Here is a 16,267-nt window from a genome sequence, read left to right as displayed (position 1 = left end):
CGTCGCGATATCGGAGTGCCAATCGCATGGCGTAGCACGAATCGCCGCGTATCGTCCCGCAGGACTTTTTCTTTAGCCCGGCCACGGCGAATTTCGGATCACCGAACAGAAATTGCCGCGATGGAAATGCGGCTCCTTGTCGGCGATTACGTCGGCTTTCACGTTGCCGAAGGTGGTCTCCGGTTTGTGTTTGATGCCGTCGTAGAAGGCCTGAATGATTGCCTCCTTGAAGTGGGGCGGGCGCGGATGCGCGTGCGTCACGGCTTCGCGTTCCTCGTGGGAAAACTCGTGGTAGGAGAGTCCGAGCACGTCCATCTCGACACCGGCCGTCACCAGCGCGACGATCGGGTGCATATGGCGTGGAATGCCGGGCGTGGTGTGCAATGCGATGGCCGTCCAGACCAGATCGATGTCGCTCGCGGTGATGCCCCGGGCCGAGAGAAAGTCGCGGGCTGCATTGGCCCCGTCGACTTCGAATCGCTCGGCGGCGCTGCTGTACGCACCGGCCAGGCCCACGTCATGAAACATGGCGCCCGCGTACAACAGTTCCGGATCGAATTTCAGGCCGCGGCGCAGGCCCTCCAGTGCGCCGAACATATACACCCGGCTCGAATGATGAAAGAGCAGCGGGCTGGACGTGTCGCGCACGAACTCGGTAATTTCCCGTGCGAGCTGACTGTCGGGTACGGAGACATCCTGAACGAACTGTGACATGACGTTTCTCCATCGAGATGTGAGCGCGCGTTGACGTCCTGGCAGACGCCGCGCGCGAATGGTCTGCTACTTCGTTGCAGTCATCGCCCTGTGTCTTGCGAGGGCCTCGCGAACGCCCGCGCCGTATTCGGGGTCGGCCTTCGAGCAATTGAGGATGTGGCGTTCCTGGATATGCGCCTGAACGGAGGCCATCTGGCGAGCGGTGTTATCGAACAGCAACTGCTGCTGCGCCTTGCTCATCAGACGAAACAGATCGCCGGGCTGCGCGAAATGATCCACGTCCACCCGATGGTCCCAATGGGCGGCGTCGCCGTCGATTCGCAGCGGCGGTTCGTGAAGTTCGGGACGCACCTCCCACTCGCCGGAACTGTTTGGGTAGTAAGACGGTGTGCCGCCGAGGTTGTCGTCGGTGCGCATGGCGCCGTCGCGGTGGTAGCTGTGGACGGGGCACTTCGGCGCATTGACGGGAATGTGATTGAAGTTCACGCCGAGCCGATACCGTTGCGTGTCGCCATAGGAGAAGAGGCGCGCCTGGAGCATCTTGTCGGGCGAGAAGCCAATCCCGGGGACCACGTTCGCGGGCGAGAAAGCAGCCTGTTCGACCTCGGCGAAAAAGTTGCCGGGGTTGCGGTTCAATTCGAGAACGCCCACCTCGATCAAGGGGAAATCGCCTTTCGGCCAGACCTTGGTGAGATCGAACGGATTGAATGGCAGAGACCGGGCCTCATCATCGTTCATCACCTGAATGAAGAGTGTCCAACGAGGAAAGTCGCCGCGCTCTATGCTCTCGTAAAGATCGCGGCCATGCGTCTCGCGATCCTTGCCCACAAGGTGCTCCGCTTCGCTATCGGTCAGATTTTCGATGCCTTGCTGCGTACGAAGGTGAAACTTTACCCACGTCCTGCGATTGTCGGCATCGACAAGACTAAACGTATGGCTGCCGAATCCGTGCATGTGGCGATAGCTGCGCGGAATACCTCGATCGCTCATGACGATCGTGACCTGGTGGAGCGCCTCCGGCAAAAGCGTCCAGAAGTCCCAGTTGCTGTTTGCGCTGCGCAGTCCCGTGCGCGGGTCGCGCTTGATCGCATGGTTGAGGTCGGGAAAACGCAGCGGGTCACGGAAAAAGAACACCGGCGTGTTATTGCCCACAATGTCCCAGTTCCCTTCTTCCGTGTAGAACTTCACTGCGAAGCCCCGGATATCGCGCTCGGCGTCGGCGGCGCCGCGCTCGCCGGCCACGGTCGAGAAGCGCAGGAATACCGGCGTGGTCTTGCCGATTTCCGAAAAGAGTTTCGCCCTGGTGTACTGCGTGATGTCGTGCGTGACGGTGAACACGCCGTGGGCGCCCGATCCTTTGGCGTGCATGCGTCGTTCAGGAATGACCTCGCGGTCGAAGTGCGCGAGCTTTTCGATCAGCCAGATATCCTGCAGCAGCGCGGGACCACGCGGCCCGGCCGTTTCGATGTTCAGATTGTCGACAACGGGCGCACCCGTTGCGTGATCAAGACGCGTAGACGTATCGCGATTTGTCATGCCACGACTCCAGGAAGGTTGTGCGGGACCGGCGCAGCGCCGTAGCGTTCCAGGCTGGCGCACGCGCGAGGCTTTACGGGCAAATCAGCGTGCTATTGCTGCGGGCGCGGCGAGTGACGAAACTGCCGCGCTGCGGTGGCCTCTCGATCAACGGGCGATGAGGGGCAGAGGCATCGACTCGTCGATGTGGAGAAAGCGTACCTGTTGGGTGCCAGACCGATCTTGGATAAAACAACGATTCGATGGACAAATCGCGGGCGGTCGTCGCGCATCTGTTGCGGTCGCTCGTGTTGCAGGGGAATGGCGAAGGCGAGGGAATTCCGGCGCGTTGTGTGTCGGCGAGCATCGCGCGGACGTACAAGCGTCGATAACGACGCTTGCGCATACCCGACGCTATCGCTTCTGTTGGCGCCGGTGCTTCGGCCCGCACCCTTCGAGGCGCGAGAACACCCGCGAAAACTGCCTCTGAGCGAAAAGGCCGCAGTTCGAAGCGATGGTCGCAAGGCTTGTATCGATTTTCGTTGCGCGCTCCACCACCGGGTGGCTTCGTCAGCGCGAAGACAGCGACGGCGGCATCTGGAGCGAGACCGGATCCCAGCCACCGCCGAGCGCCTTGAACGTCGAGATCGCTGCATGCGCGGATTCCGTTTGCGCTTGCGCGCGCGCGTCGGCGGCCTGGAGCAGGGTTTCGTTGGCGTGCAATACATCGATGAAGCTCGCCGCGCCGCTCCGGTACGCGGTCATCGACGAGTCCTTGGCCTTGGATAAGGACGATTCCGCGTGCGTCAGCGTGGCCGCTTGTGCTTCGCGATTCACCAATGACGAAAGCGAATTTTCCACGTCCTCGGTGGCTCGGAGGACGGACTGGCGATAAGCCGCGAGCGCTTGCTCGTCGGCGCCTTTCGCCTCGTTGACATCGGCGTTGATGCGCGCGAAATCGAACAGGCGCCAGCGCAGCCCGACGAGCCCGGCCGCCTGGCTGGCGCCGCCCGAGAACAACGTGCCGGCCGCGGCCGCGGTCGCGCTGCCGAGGAAGGCGTTCAGCGAGACCGTTGGGTAGTACTCGCTGATCGCAGCGCCAATGCGCGCATTGGCGGCGGCGAGGTGACGTTCTGCGGCGATCAGATCGGGGCGTCTTTGCAGCAGTTCGGCCGGCGTGCCCAAATCCGCGAGCGTGGGCGCAACAGGGATCAACGACGGCGGGTTCAACTCTGCCCGGTGCGTGCCGGGCGGCGCACCTAACATCACGTCGAGGGAATTCGACGCTGCATCCAGCGCCGCGTCGAGGACGGGCACACTGGCCTGAACCTGGTCGAGCGAGCCTTGCGCCTGCTGAACCTGATAGTCGGCGGCCGCACCCTTCGAATACAGGAGTTGCACGTCCGCAAGCAGCGCCTGCTGCGTCTGCACCTGCCGGTTTGCGATATCCAGACGCGCCTGGAGGCCGCGTATCGTGACGTAGATATCCGCAGTCTGGGCCGCGACGGCGAGCCGGGTGGCGACCGCCGCCGCCTGCGTCGCCGAATAGTCGGCGAGCGCGGCTTCACGCTGGCGCCGCAGGCCGCCAAAAATGTCGATCTCCCAACCGGCCTCCAGGTTGGTTTCGTACTCGGTGCCCCAGCGCTCGTAACCCGGCGTGGCATTGAGCAACTGGCCCACCGGCGTGTCGACCGACTGGTAGGCTCGCGCCGCCGTGGCCGAAACCGAGGCTGAGGGAAGCAGCGCGGCGTTGGCCGTGCCGAGGCGCGCGCGCGCCTGAGCGATTTGCGCCACGGCTTGGGCCAGGTCCAGATTCTGGGCCAGCGCCAGAGAAACATAGTGCGTAAGCAGCGGGTCGTTGAAGCCTTCCCACCATGCTGACAGATCGGCAGCCGGAGCCTTTGCAGCGCTGGCGGACGGCGGCTGGGTCGCATAGCGCTGCGCCAGCGGCGCATCCGGGCGATGGTAGTCGGGACCCACGGCGCAGGCCGAAAGGGCGGCGACGCTAGTCAGGAGAGCGAGTGGACGGCGCAAAGACATGATCATCTCGGGAGCGACATCGGAAGCGGTGAAAGTGTGACCAATATACAATATGGTCACAAGTTGTCAACTGCTGGGTGAGGGGCTAAGCTTGAGACATGAACAAGCCCATTCCCACCGCCTCCCCGTCCCGTGGCCCCTCAGACCACGAAGTTCGTGCCCAGATCGTCGAAGCCGCAACGGAATACTTCAGTCGCTACGGCTATGAAAAGACCACGGTCTCCGACCTTGCGAAGGAAATCGGGTTTTCGAAGGCCTATATCTACAAATTTTTCGACTCGAAACAGGCGATCGGCGAAGTCATCTGCGCCAATCGCCTCGCGGCCATGATTGCGGCCGTCAGCGAAAACGTCGACGACGCGCACAGCGCGACGGAAAAATTTCGACGTATGTTCAAGACCTTGCTGGCAGCAGGAAGCCAGCTTTTCTTCCAGGATCGCAAGCTCTACGATATCGCCGCCGTGGCGGCCGGCTCGCCCTGGCCTTCCGTCGCAGGCTATGAAGAACAGATCCGGCAACTCATTGCCGATATCCTGCGGCTCGGACGCGAAACCGGCGAATTCGAGCGCAAGACGCCACTGGACGAGGCTGTGAATGCGATCTTTCTGGTGATGAAGCCTTACTTCAATCCTTTGCTGCTCCAGTACAACCTTGATGCTGCCGACGAGGCAACGGTTCAACTCGCGAGCCTGGTGCTCAGAAGTCTTGCTCCATAAATTTGATAGTGACTATTGACTGAAATAGTCACTGGAATCAAAATGAGGCCTCCTGTTCTTTGCGAGGGGCGACCTCATGTTTCGGCACCATCATTTTGTCTGCGCACTGAGCCTGGTTTCGCTCGCCCTCGCGGCGTGCGGCGAGCGGCCTGCCGCTGATCCGCGTACCGAGGCGCCGCTCGTGCAGACAAGCGCTGTCCACGGCGCGTCTGGCGCAAGCCGGTCGTTTTCGGGCGTCGTGGGCGCTCGCGTTCAGAGCGATCTCGGCTTCCGGGTTCAGGGAAAGGTCATTGAGCGTCTGGTCGACGTGGGCCAATCGGTCAAGCGCGGCCAGCCGCTGATGCGCATCGACCCGATTGATCTGGGATTGCAGGCCCGCTCGCAGCAGGAACTCGTGGATGCCGCACAGGCACGCGCGACGCAGACGGCCGCCGACGAGGCGCGCTATCGGGATCTCGTTGCGGCCGGCGCGGTGTCGGCGTCGACCTATGAGCAGCTCAAGGCGGCCGCCGATTCCGCGAGCGCGCAACTCGTCGCGGCGAAGGCGCAGGCGGCGCTCGCCAGCAACGCGTCCGGATACGCCGTTCTCGTGGCGGACGCCGACGGCGTGGTGGTAGAGACGCTGGCAGAGCCGGGTCAAGTGGTTGCGCCGGGGCAGATCGTCGTGCGTCTCGCGCATGCCGGGCCCCGCGAGGCCGTCGTCCAGCTTCCCGAGACGCTGCGTCCCGCACCGGGCTCGATTGCCGAGGCGACGCTGTATGGCGCGGACAAGAAGCCGGTGCCCGCCGCCTTGCGTCAGCTCTCGGATTCGGCCGACCGGCTGACGCGGACCTACGAGGCAAGGTACGTACTCGAGGGCGCGCTGTCGAATGCGCCGCTCGGTGCGACCGTGACCATCGATCTGGCCGGCGATGCCAGCCAGGGACCGGCCGCGATGGAAGTGCCGGTCGGCGCCTTGTTCGACCCGGGCACGGGCACGGGCGTCTGGATCGTCGACAGATCGCAGGCGCGGGCGAGCTGGCACAAGGTTCGTGTCACCGCCTTGAGCGACGACACTGCAACGGTGACCGGCGATCTTCACGAAGGCGACCAGGTCGTTGCGCTCGGCGCCCAGCTGATTCACGACGGAGAACGCGTGCGCCTCGCCCACGATGCCGTGTCGACGGCGTCGGTCTCCCGGCAAGGAGCTGCGCAATGAGCGGCTTCAATTTATCGGCGCTTGCGGTGCGGGAGCGCTCGGTCACGCTGTTTCTGATCCTTCTGATTTCCATCGCAGGCGTCGTTGCCTTCTTCAAACTGGGGCGGGCCGAAGACCCGCCATTCACCGTCAAGTCGATGACGGTCATCACAGCATGGCCGGGCGCTACCGCGCAGGAAATGCAGGATCAGGTGGCCGAGCCGCTCGAGAAGCGCATGCAGGAGTTGCGCTGGTACGACCGCACCGAGACCTATACTCGCCCGGGGCTGGCCTTCACCACCGTGACCTTGCTCGATAGCACGCCACCCGCCGACGTTCCCGAGGAGTTCTATCAGGCGCGCAAAAAACTCTCCGACGAAGCGGGCAGCCTGCCGCCCGGCGTGATCGGTCCGCTCGTCAATGATGAGTATTCCGATGTGACGTTCGCGCTGTTTGCGCTCAAGGCGAAAGGCGAGCCGCAACGATTGCTGGTGCGCGACGCAGAGGGACTGCGCCAGCGGCTCCTTCATGTGCCGGGCGTCAAGAAGGTGAACATTATCGGCGAGCAGGCGCAACGGATCTATGTTTCGTTTTCGCACGACCGCCTCGCGACGCTCGGCGTGACGCCTCAGGATATCTTCGCAGCCCTGAATAACCAGAACGTGCTGACGCCCGCGGGGTCGATCGATACCAAAGGCGCGCAGGTTTTCATTCGTGTCGAAGGGGCTTTCGACAAGCTGCAGACCATCCGCGACACGCCCATCGTCGTTCAGGGCCGAACCTTGAAGCTCTCAGACGTGGCGAGCGTCGAGCGCGGTTACGAAGACCCGGCTAGCTTTGAGATTCGCAATAACGGCGAACCGGCGCTACTGCTTGGCGTCGTGATGCGGGACGGCTGGAACGGACTCAGCCTGGGGCAGGCGCTCGACACGGAAGTCGCGTCGATCAACGCCGGATTGCCGCTCGGGATGAGTTTCACGAAGGTGACCGATCAGGCCGTCAATATTCATTCGGCGATCGACGAGTTCATGGTCAAGTTCTTCGTTGCGCTGCTCGTGGTGATGGTCGTGAGCTTCGCGAGCATGGGGTGGCGTGTCGGCATTGTGGTGTCGGCTGCGGTGCCGCTGACGCTCGCGGGCGTGTTCGTCGTCATGGCCGCAACGGGCAAGAGCTTCGACCGCATCACACTGGGTTCACTGATTCTCGCGCTGGGCCTGCTTGTCGACGACGCGATCATCGCCATCGAGATGATGGTCGTGAAAATGGAGGAGGGCTATAGCCGTGTTCAGGCATCGGCGTATGCGTGGAGCCACACGGCGGCGCCGATGCTCTCGGGCACGCTGGTCACGGCCGTCGGCTTCATGCCGAATGGCTTTGCGCGGTCGACGGCGGGCGAATACACGAGCAACATGTTCTGGATTGTCGGCATCGCCTTGATGACTTCATGGATCGTGGCCGTTGTGTTCACGCCGTATCTCGGCGTCAAGCTGTTGCCCGACATTCCCGTGATCGCAGGCGGCCACGCCGCGATCTATAACACGCCGAACTACCAGCGTTTTCGCCGGTTCCTGGGGCGTGTGATCCGGCGAAAGTGGCTGGTCGCGGGGATCGTGGTGGGCTCGTTCGTGATTGCCGTGATGGGCATGGGGCTCGTGAAAAAGCAGTTCTTCCCGACCTCCGATCGCCCGGAAGTACTCGTGGAAGTGCAGATGCCTTACGGTACGTCGATCGAACAAACTTCCGCGGCGACGGAGAAAGTCGAGGCCTGGCTCGCGAAGCAGCCGGAAGCGAAGATCGTGACGTCGTACATTGGGCAGGGGGCGCCGCGCTTCTATCTGGCGATGTCGCCTGAGTTGCCGGATTCATCCTTCGCGAAGATGGTGATCCGCACGAATGACGAGAAGCAGCGGGAGGCGCTCAAATTCCGTCTGCGCAAAGTGATTGCCGAAGGCCTGGTGCCAGGGGCTCAGGTGCGCGTTACCCAACTGGTGTTTGGCCCTTACTCGCCTTACCCCGTTGCGTTCAGGGTCATGGGCCCGGACTCCCAGACCTTGCGCACGATCGCCGCGCAGGTCGAACGGACCCTGAACGCGAGCCCGATGATGCGAACGGTGAACGCCGACTGGGGGCCGCGCGTTCCCACGGTGCATTTCACGCTGGATCAGAATCGACTCGGTGCGTTCGGCTTGACGTCGAGCGCCGTCGCACAACAACTGCAATTCCTGCTGACCGGCATTCCCGTCACGCACGTGCGCGAGGACATTCGTTCGGTGGAACTTGTCGCGAGATCGGCGGGCGACATCCGGCTCGATCCGCAGCGCATCGACGGATTTACGCTGATCGGCGCGGCAGGTCAGCGCGTGCCGCTCTCGCAGGTCGGCAAGGTCGATATCCGCATGGAAGAGCCGATTCTTCGCCGCCGCGATCGGACGCCGACGATCACTGTGCGTGGCGATATCGCGGAGGGGTTGCAACCGCCCGACGTGTCGACCGCGATGCTCGTGCAACTTCAGCCTATTGTCGCGAAGCTGCCAGAAGGCTACCGGATAGAGGAGGCGGGTTCCATCGAGGAAGCCAACAAGGCGACGAAGGCGCTCGCACCCCTGTTCCCGATCATGATCGCGCTGACCCTGCTCATCATCATTTTCCAGACGCGCTCGATTGCCGCGACCATGATGGTGTTCGCGACCAGTCCGCTGGGTTTGATCGGCGTTGTGCCGACACTGCTGCTGTTCGACCAGCCCTTCGGGATCAATGCGCTGGTGGGGCTCATTGCGCTCTCCGGCATCCTGATGCGCAATACGCTCATCCTGATCGGCCAGATCGAGCAGAACGCGCGCGAGGGCATGACGCCGTTCGACGCGGTGGTGGAGGCCACCCTCCAGCGCTCCAGGCCTGTGATCCTGACCGCGCTAGCCGCGATGCTCGCCTTCATTCCGCTGACCCATTCCGTATTTTGGGGCACGTTGGCTTATACGCTGATAGGAGGGACGTTCGCCGGCACGATTCTGACATTGGTGTTTCTGCCGGCGATGTATTCGATCTGGTTCAAGATCCGGCCCGGTGCAGGGGAAAACCACTCCGCGCTCGAACCCAGTGCCAGTGCGATTATGTAGACATGTCCACACCCGGGCGATGCTGGTTTCGCCCGGGGCTCGTCGATGCGGGCCCTCAACGAGGCATTCGGACAGGAAGCAACTCCGTGTCTGAAGTCCTCAAGACGACTGCGGTATTGGCAGGACACTCAAACCGACGTTCCGCGGAAGCAAACCAAACCTGAGCGCATCGGCTGTGGAACATCCGAATTTAGGGGTTTTGCAACAAGCGACGACGTGATTGTATGGCGCCTCCTGGCCGATCGCGCGCTCGGTGATTTCGCCGTTAGCTTTCGTTCAAAACATTCCCGGGCGCGGGGCGAAAGTCAGGGATCGGGTGGACTGAAAAAATCCAGACGGAATGTGCGGTATCCAACGTACCGCCGCTGAAACTCCCTACAGCGATGCTGACAAATTGACTACGCTTCTGGCGGCATACCCAGGAGCGTGTTCTACGGTGTGGACCCCGCGAGATGCCACAGGACAAACCACGAGAGGAGGTGCCAGCGATGCCTACGATCACTACCCCGGATGGGGTAGAAATCTTCTACAAGGATTGGGGGTCCGGTCAGCCGATCCTCTTCAGCCATGGCTGGCCCCTGTCGGCCGACGACTGGGACGCCCAGATGATGTTCTTCCTGCACCACGGCTACCGGGTGATCGCCCATGACCGGCGCGGGCACGGTCGGTCCGACCAGGTCGGCACCGGCAACGACATGGACCACTGGGTCGCCGACCTCGCTGCACTGACCGAGCAACTCGATATTCGCGACGCGATCCACATCGGCCACTCCACCGGCGGCGGTGAGGTGGCCCGCTACGTCGCTCGCCACCAGGAGCGGGTCGCCAAGGCAGTGCTGGTGGCCTCGTTGACGCCGAACATGGTGAAAACCGACGCGAACCCCGGCGGTCAGCCGCAAGAGTGGTTCGAAGCGGTTAAGTCGGGCGTGCTTGGCAACCGGTCGGAGTTTTACCGGGCAGTCCCGGAGGGTCCGTTCTACGGATTCAACCGTCCGGGCGCCAAGCCGTCTGAGGCAGTGATCGCGAACTGGTGGCGCCAGGGCATGGCCGGCAGCGCCCAGGCCCACTATGAGACCGTCTTCTCCTGGCTGGAGGACTACACCGAAGATCTGAAGAAGATCAGTGTGCCGGTCCTCGTCATGCACGGCGAAGACGACCAAATCGTCCCATTCGCCAGTTCGGTGCCGCGCGCGGTCGACCTGCTCGCGAACGGTACGCTGAAGGCATACCCTGGCTTCCCGCATGGCATGCTGACCACCCACGCGGACGTCCTCAACCCCGACCTTCTCGCGTTTATCAGATCCTGACTGGACGAAGGGACTGCTGACGGCGCTGAGCATCTGCTAGATCTCGGCGTCGATTCGTTCTGTGATTCGTCTCGTAACAGACGAAAATCAGGTCGATGCGCTTTGGGCGCGGCTTCCCCAACTTTCAACTCGCGCGAATAGAGAGAAGGATCCAGGCGGGCGCGCACTCGCGACCTCCTTCGCCCCGTCACCCCTCTGCGCGCCGCCATGCGTGGCTCGGACAGACCGTTGCCGCGCGTCCACGTCGCGCGTGCCCCGACGCCGGGCGTTGACGAGCCACTCTGAGCATGCGTCGCTGGGCGGACGTATTTCGACTCTGAACAGCCTTTCAGACTGGCACTACACCAATGTCTGCCTACGGGGGTACAACTGCCCGCGGTATCTCCCCACGTTTGCGGGTGCATGGTCAGCGTTTTCGGAAGGTCCACACCCAGATTTAAACGGCCATTGGCGACTCACCGACGCATACAAATTACTTACAGTTTCAATTATAGTTGATTTATCAACTTGAAAGACGGAGGGGCGATGACGACCGAACAACAATTTGTCGGGACGCTGGAAGCGCGATTGCTGGATGTGCTAGCTGATGGAGCGCAACAGAGCGTCGCGCAGTTGGCGGCAGCCTCGGGTGTAGCTGGCCGGCGACTAACAAACGTGCTTAGGGCACTGGTGTTGAGCGGCGACGTGCATGTTTCGCAGCGCGACAGCCGAAGTGGCGAGCGCCATTTCAAGCGTGGCCTGGCACCCGTCAAAGACCGGGCACCACGCATGCACCAATCGACGGACACTGCGAAAAAGTCGCCCACGATGGACCCGGTCTACGCGGCCTTTCATGCGATGGCGGCCCTTGGACACCACCCTGAGCAATACTGATCATGAACTGCAAACCCAAAATCATTCACTGGGAGGACGTTGAACCTACACGTTCCTTCCTGAAGTATTCGATCCCTGCCAGGGATCTTTGTCTGGGCTTGGACGAATGGCCCCTGTTCCTCGAAACGAGCATGGGTAGCGGCAGGCCATTCGAGCGCATGCAGCGGCTGGAAGAGGGTACCCTGTACCGGCAGGGCAGAGATCTCGTCCTGCTTGTGCTTGACCGCAAAGTCCGGTCAGGTCGCTTTCGGGAGAAAGTCTTCTCGATGGTTGTTTCTTAACGAAGCAGGGTAAGCAATCTTTATCGCACTCATCAGAGCAATCCGCCTCACGGATCCTGGACCACACCGTCAGCCTGAAGAGGAGCACGGGAGAGGGACGACCTCGCCGGACACTTTATTGCGCAATCGGCGCTTTTGGCGTACCGGCTTGTCGGGGGGCGAGCGCGCCGTGCACACACTGGCCGGGCGCCCGTGCAGGCGAGACGCGATGCGCACGGGTTGCGTGTCGCGCGGCATCGGCAGGACACGGGCCACTCAGGCGAATCTCAGGTCGCGTCGCGTACCGGGAAAAATCGGTTGTCCGGACGCGGGAGGCCCAGATGATCGCGCAGCGTCGTCCCTTCGTATTCGCGCCTGAAAATGCCGCGCCTCTGCAATTCGGGCACGACCTTCTGCGCGAAATCGTCGAGCCCGTCCGGCAGGTACGGAAACATGACGTTGAACCCGTCCGAGCCTTCCTCTACCAGCCATTGCTCCATTTCGTCGGCGATCATCTCCGGCGTGCCGGTCATCTGCAAGCCGGAGTAGCCGCCAACGCGTTGTGCAAGCTGGCGCACCGTCAGCCCTTCAGTTTGGGCCATTTCGATCACACGTTGCCGGGACGTGCGACTTGCATTGCTCTCTGGAATTTCGGGCAGCGGCCCATCGGGCTCGAGGCCCGAAACGTCATGGCCCAATGCGATCGACAGCGATGCGATACCGCTGTCGTAATGCACGAACGAATCGAGGCGCTCGCGCTTCTCGCGCGCTTGCTCGAGCGAATCGCCTACCACGACGAACGCACCAGGGAGAATCTTCAGGTGATCACGCTGCCTGCCGAGCGCATCGAGCCGTCCTTTGACGTCGGCATAGAAGCGCTTGGCGGCGTCGAGCGACGATTGCGCCGTGAACACGGCTTCGGCCGTTTCGGCGGCCAACTGGCGGCCGGCCTCCGACGAACCGGCCTGCACGACGACGGGCCAGCCCTGCACCGGGCGCGCGATATTCAGCGGGCCGCGCACGGAAAAATGTTCGCCCTTGTGGCCGAGGACGTGCAGCTTTTGCGGGTCAAAATACAGGCCACTTTCGGCATCGCGCACGAACGCGTCGTCAGCCCAGCTGTCCCATAGGTCCGTGACGACGTCGAAGAATTCGCGCGCGCGGTGATAGCGGGCATCGTGCTCCACGTGCTCGTCGAGGCCGAAATTCAGGGCGGCGTCCGGATTCGAAGTGGTCACGAGATTCCATCCGGCGCGCCCGCCGCTCAGGTGATCGAGCGAGGCAAATCGGCGCGCGACGTGATAGGGCGCCTCGAACGTCGTCGAAGCGGTCGCGACGAGGCCGATGCGCTCGGTAACCATGGCGAGCGCGGACAGCAGCGTGAGCGGCTCGAACGACGTCACCGTGTGGCTGCGCTTGAGCGACTCGATCGGCATGTTCAGGACTGCAAGATGATCGGCCATGAAGAATGCGTCGAAGCGAGCGCGTTCGAGCGTCTGGATGCAGCGCCTCAGGTGCGTCAGGTTGAAGTTGGCGTCCGGCCACGCGCCCGGATGACGCCACGCGCCGGTATGCAGGCTGACTGGGCGCATGAAGGCACCGAGATGCAGTTGTCGTTGACGTTTCATGGTGGAGCGCCGAGGGCGTCATCGGGAAACAGGGAGCACCAACGATACGCCGGATCGGCGCATTGCGCTGGACGTCACATTGGGCCGCGTTCGGGATTGCCGCCCGATTTCGCAGGCTTTTCACCTCGGCCCCGGGGCAGCCCGAGGCTGTTCTGGCGGTTGGATCCCAAAGCGGGGCACGGCATGCATCCGCGCGCCGCCCTTTTTTTGTTACTGCCTGACGGCAACGGTCTGCTGCACGGGCAACAGCGCCCATTGATGCTCGCGCACCACGAGGTCGATGCTTTTCACGCCGTCGACGCGGCGCGTATGCGGATCGAAGGTCGCCTTGCCGAATACCACGCTCGGCACGTCGTGCAGCTTCGGTAGCGCGTCGTGCACGCCCTGGCGTGTCGTGCCGCCCGCGCGCAGCGCATAGGCGGCGATGATGGCCGCGTCGTACGCGTAGGCGTTGAACGCGTCGGGGTCCCGATGATATTTTGCCTTGAAGCCCTGCACGAAGCGCTGAACCTCGGGGCGCGGGTCGCCGGGAAAGAAGCTCGTGTTCGTTGTCACCCCATTCACGGCGTCGCCGCCCAGCTCGAGGAATTTCGGTGAATAGACTGAGCCCGCCGCGACCACCGGCAGGCCGATCCCGCTTTCGCGCGCCTGGCGCACGATCTGCGCGCCATCGGCGTAATAAGCGATCAGCACGAGGGCGTCCGGGTGCGTGTCCCGCACACGAATGAGCGTTGCGCGAAAGTCCTTGTCAGTGGGCTGATAGCCTTCGGCGGCAATGACCTGCGCACCGCGTGCGTCGGCGGCCTTCACGAACACGTCCTTGCTGGCGCGCCCCCAGTCGGTGTTCTGATAGAGCACTGCCACGCGCTTGAAGCCCTGCTTCACGGCGAGATCGGCGATGAGCGGCTGCGCGTCGGCCTGGCTGACCGATGGGCTCCAGATATAGTCGCCGCCCTTGGTGAAGTCAGGGTGCGAGTTCGTGAAGCCGAGCTGCACGAGGCCCGCGCGCTGATAGATCGGCGAGGCCGCCATCGAAGCCGGGCTCGAAAAATCGCCGAGCTCGATCAGGATGCGAGGATCGGAGACGAACTTCTGCGCGATGGTGACGGCCTGGCGCGGGTCGCTCTGGCTGTCCTCGAACACGTAGCGCAGCGGATGACCGTTGATGCCGCCTTGCGCGTTGATCTGGTCGAGCGCGAGATCGAAGCCCGCTTGCCATTGGGCGCCGTACTGCGCGTTCGGGCCCGTGAGCGGACCGCTCACCCCGAACCAGACAGGTTCGCCCGTCGCAGCCGCGGCTTGCGCGTTTGTGCCAAACGCGAGAAAGCCCGCGCCGCCTGGCGCGAGCACGAGCGCAACCGCGAGGCGGGCGAGCAGCTTGCGTCTTGCACCGCGAAATGATGTCGTCATGGCTGTGCTTCCTTTGTGGATTCGTTGAGTTCACATGAATGGAAAGCGATTTCCTGTCGAGTCTCCAACGTGCCCTCCCTCTGCACAACAAAGCGATTCAACTATCGATATGCGGTTCACAAGGGCCCGGTTCCGCTTCGTGAAGTGCGCCGGGCGCGTCGTTCAACAGGCACAAAGCGCATTTCAGCAATGCGAATAAGCATTTCACAGCCGCGCTTAAAAGCTTTGACACGAAACTTGGTTGGTCCGCCTCTTTGCCGCGTGATTAGATCTCGGCACATCAATCCGTTGTACGGGAACAGAGCATGGCAAACGGGGTAGGCAAAGAGGGCGGCGCATTGGCGTCATTCAGGTGGCTGCGCGCGCTGGCGTGCTTCGGCGCGCTTGCGCTGCCGTGCGCGGCGCACGCCGCCGACCCATACTGGGTAGGCGTGAGCGGACCGCTAACCGGTCAGGACGCCCAGTACGGCGAGCAGTGGAAACGCGGCTTCGACCTCGCGCTCGATCAGATCAACGGCAGCGGCGGCATTCATGGCCACCCGCTGCAATACGACTTCGAAGACAGCCGCAGCGACCCACGCCAGGCCGTGGCCATCGCACAGAAGTTCGCGGGCGACAGCCGCATCCTGCTGGAACTGGGCGACCTCTCGAGCGGCGCTTCGATGGCGGCTTCGCCCGTCTATCAGCGCGCGGGGCTCGTGCAATTCGGCTTCACGAACTCGCATCCCGACTTCACCAAGGGCGGCGACTATATGTGGAGCACGGCGATCAGCCAGGCGGAGGAGCAGCCGATGCTCGCGAAATACGTAACCGGCGGCCTTGGCTTCAGGAAGATCGCCGTGCTTTATCTGAATAGCGATTGGGGCCGCACCAGCGCGGACATCTTTGCGAAGGCCGCGCGTGCACACGGCGCGCAGATCGTGGCCGCCGAAGGTTACCCGCCCGACGAAAAGGATTTCCGCGCAACACTCACCCGCGTGCGCAGCGCCAACCCCGATTCGATCGTGCTGATCTCCTACTACTCGGACGGCGCGCAGATCGTGCGCCAGGCGCGCACCGCGGGTGTCACGCTGCCCATTGCCGCCGTCGGATCGGTGTATTCGCCGAAGTTTCTCGAACTCGGCGGGAACACCGTGAACGGCGTCTATACCGAGTCGAACTTCTTTCCCGGCGATCCGCGCCCCGAGGTGCAGAGCTTCGTGCAGCGTTATCGCGCGAAGTACGGCGCCGATCCCGACACGTTCGCCGCGCGCGCCTACGACGCGATGATCCTCGCGGGTGAATTGTTGCGCCGCTACGGCGCGACGCGCGCCGCTGTGCATGACGGCCTCGCGCAAATCGACGATGTGCCGAGCGTGATCTTCGGGCGCTTTCGCTTCGACCCGCAAACGCGCCGCGTGGCGGGCGCGAAGAATCAGGATCTCGTCGTCAAGGACGGCAAGTTCGCGCGCTGGGACGGCGCGAGCGCGCTGCGCGCGCAGTAGGCGCCGTGTTTTTCGCACTTCCCATAC

At 62.9% G+C, this 16,267-nt stretch carries 12 protein-coding genes; 7 read left to right on the top strand and 5 right to left on the bottom strand.

Annotation, left to right across the window (positions count from 1 at the left end; translation table 11 throughout):
• Positions 1 to 72: 72 nt before the first annotated feature.
• The 3 genes from U5A52_RS20170 to U5A52_RS20160 form a co-directional block, all read right to left on the bottom strand.
• Positions 73 to 714 (bottom strand): HD domain-containing protein, encoded by a 642-nt coding sequence (locus tag U5A52_RS20170; RefSeq protein ID WP_321935994.1) that lies wholly within the window; start codon positions 712 to 714, stop codon positions 73 to 75.
• Positions 715 to 780: 66 nt separating this feature from the next.
• Complete coding sequence (locus U5A52_RS20165) at positions 781 to 2,250, bottom strand: catalase (protein WP_321911195.1); 1,470 nt, start codon at positions 2,248 to 2,250, stop codon at positions 781 to 783.
• Between the two features lie 549 nt (positions 2,251 to 2,799).
• On the bottom strand, positions 2,800 to 4,269 hold the full coding sequence (locus tag U5A52_RS20160) for an efflux transporter outer membrane subunit (protein ID WP_321911193.1): 1,470 nt from the start codon (positions 4,267 to 4,269) through the stop codon (positions 2,800 to 2,802).
• A gap of 98 nt (positions 4,270 to 4,367) precedes the next feature.
• Here U5A52_RS20160 and U5A52_RS20155 point away from each other — a divergent pair, with 98 nt between their 5' ends.
• The 6 genes from U5A52_RS20155 (at position 4,368) to U5A52_RS20130 (ending at position 11,739) form a co-directional block, all read left to right on the top strand.
• Positions 4,368 to 4,985: a TetR/AcrR family transcriptional regulator gene (locus tag U5A52_RS20155; RefSeq protein WP_321911192.1), complete on the top strand. Its 618-nt coding sequence runs from the start codon at positions 4,368 to 4,370 to the stop codon at positions 4,983 to 4,985.
• 76 nt (positions 4,986 to 5,061) lie between these two features.
• Complete coding sequence (locus U5A52_RS20150) at positions 5,062 to 6,183, top strand: efflux RND transporter periplasmic adaptor subunit (protein WP_321935993.1); 1,122 nt, start codon at positions 5,062 to 5,064, stop codon at positions 6,181 to 6,183.
• Positions 6,180 to 9,278 (top strand): efflux RND transporter permease subunit, encoded by a 3,099-nt coding sequence (locus tag U5A52_RS20145; protein WP_321935992.1) that lies wholly within the window; start codon positions 6,180 to 6,182, stop codon positions 9,276 to 9,278. The genes U5A52_RS20150 and U5A52_RS20145 overlap by 4 nt, the downstream gene beginning before the upstream one ends.
• 488 nt (positions 9,279 to 9,766) lie before the next feature.
• On the top strand, positions 9,767 to 10,585 hold the full coding sequence (locus U5A52_RS20140) for an alpha/beta hydrolase (RefSeq protein ID WP_321935991.1): 819 nt from the start codon (positions 9,767 to 9,769) through the stop codon (positions 10,583 to 10,585).
• A gap of 525 nt (positions 10,586 to 11,110) precedes the next feature.
• Positions 11,111 to 11,458 (top strand): hypothetical protein, encoded by a 348-nt coding sequence (locus U5A52_RS20135; RefSeq protein WP_321935990.1) that lies wholly within the window; start codon positions 11,111 to 11,113, stop codon positions 11,456 to 11,458.
• 2 nt (positions 11,459 to 11,460) lie between these two features.
• Entirely contained in the window at positions 11,461 to 11,739 is a 279-nt protein-coding gene (locus U5A52_RS20130) for a hypothetical protein (RefSeq protein WP_321935989.1), read from the top strand.
• 266 nt (positions 11,740 to 12,005) lie between these two features.
• Here the strand turns inward: U5A52_RS20130 and U5A52_RS20125 are convergent, their stop codons facing one another.
• Both U5A52_RS20125 and U5A52_RS20120 read right to left on the bottom strand, forming a co-directional pair.
• On the bottom strand, positions 12,006 to 13,346 hold the full coding sequence (locus U5A52_RS20125; RefSeq protein ID WP_321935988.1) for an LLM class flavin-dependent oxidoreductase: 1,341 nt from the start codon (positions 13,344 to 13,346) through the stop codon (positions 12,006 to 12,008).
• Positions 13,347 to 13,556: 210 nt separating this feature from the next.
• On the bottom strand, positions 13,557 to 14,756 hold the full coding sequence (locus U5A52_RS20120; protein WP_321935987.1) for an ABC transporter substrate-binding protein: 1,200 nt from the start codon (positions 14,754 to 14,756) through the stop codon (positions 13,557 to 13,559).
• A gap of 305 nt (positions 14,757 to 15,061) precedes the next feature.
• On the opposite strand from U5A52_RS20120, the gene U5A52_RS20115 reads away from it, so the two are divergent.
• On the top strand, positions 15,062 to 16,240 hold the full coding sequence (locus tag U5A52_RS20115) for an ABC transporter substrate-binding protein (protein ID WP_321935986.1): 1,179 nt from the start codon (positions 15,062 to 15,064) through the stop codon (positions 16,238 to 16,240).
• The last annotated feature ends 27 nt before the right edge of the window (positions 16,241 to 16,267 follow it).

Origin of the sequence: Paraburkholderia sp. J8-2 (assembly GCF_905220195.1) — a bacterium.
Lineage (GTDB): Bacteria > Pseudomonadota > Gammaproteobacteria > Burkholderiales > Burkholderiaceae > Paraburkholderia.
The sequence above is the reverse complement of the archived record's forward strand: the minus strand, read 5'-3'. Positions and strand labels throughout refer to the sequence as shown.

What these genes read in the sequence shown, in the direction of transcription:
- U5A52_RS20170 (WP_321935994.1), bottom strand. Translation starts at nt 714, where the DNA reads ATGTCACAGTTCGTTCAGGATGTCTCCGTACCCGACAGTCAGCTCGCA.
- U5A52_RS20165 (WP_321911195.1), bottom strand. Translation starts at nt 2,250, where the DNA reads ATGACAAATCGCGATACGTCTACGCGTCTTGATCACGCAACGGGTGCG.
- U5A52_RS20160 (WP_321911193.1), bottom strand. Translation starts at nt 4,269, where the DNA reads ATGTCTTTGCGCCGTCCACTCGCTCTCCTGACTAGCGTCGCCGCCCTT.
- U5A52_RS20155 (WP_321911192.1), top strand. Translation starts at nt 4,368, where the DNA reads ATGAACAAGCCCATTCCCACCGCCTCCCCGTCCCGTGGCCCCTCAGAC.
- U5A52_RS20150 (WP_321935993.1), top strand. Translation starts at nt 5,062, where the DNA reads ATGTTTCGGCACCATCATTTTGTCTGCGCACTGAGCCTGGTTTCGCTC.
- U5A52_RS20145 (WP_321935992.1), top strand. Translation starts at nt 6,180, where the DNA reads ATGAGCGGCTTCAATTTATCGGCGCTTGCGGTGCGGGAGCGCTCGGTC.
- U5A52_RS20140 (WP_321935991.1), top strand. Translation starts at nt 9,767, where the DNA reads ATGCCTACGATCACTACCCCGGATGGGGTAGAAATCTTCTACAAGGAT.
- U5A52_RS20135 (WP_321935990.1), top strand. Translation starts at nt 11,111, where the DNA reads ATGACGACCGAACAACAATTTGTCGGGACGCTGGAAGCGCGATTGCTG.
- U5A52_RS20130 (WP_321935989.1), top strand. Translation starts at nt 11,461, where the DNA reads ATGAACTGCAAACCCAAAATCATTCACTGGGAGGACGTTGAACCTACA.
- U5A52_RS20125 (WP_321935988.1), bottom strand. Translation starts at nt 13,346, where the DNA reads ATGAAACGTCAACGACAACTGCATCTCGGTGCCTTCATGCGCCCAGTC.
- U5A52_RS20120 (WP_321935987.1), bottom strand. Translation starts at nt 14,756, where the DNA reads ATGACGACATCATTTCGCGGTGCAAGACGCAAGCTGCTCGCCCGCCTC.
- U5A52_RS20115 (WP_321935986.1), top strand. Translation starts at nt 15,062, where the DNA reads ATGGCAAACGGGGTAGGCAAAGAGGGCGGCGCATTGGCGTCATTCAGG.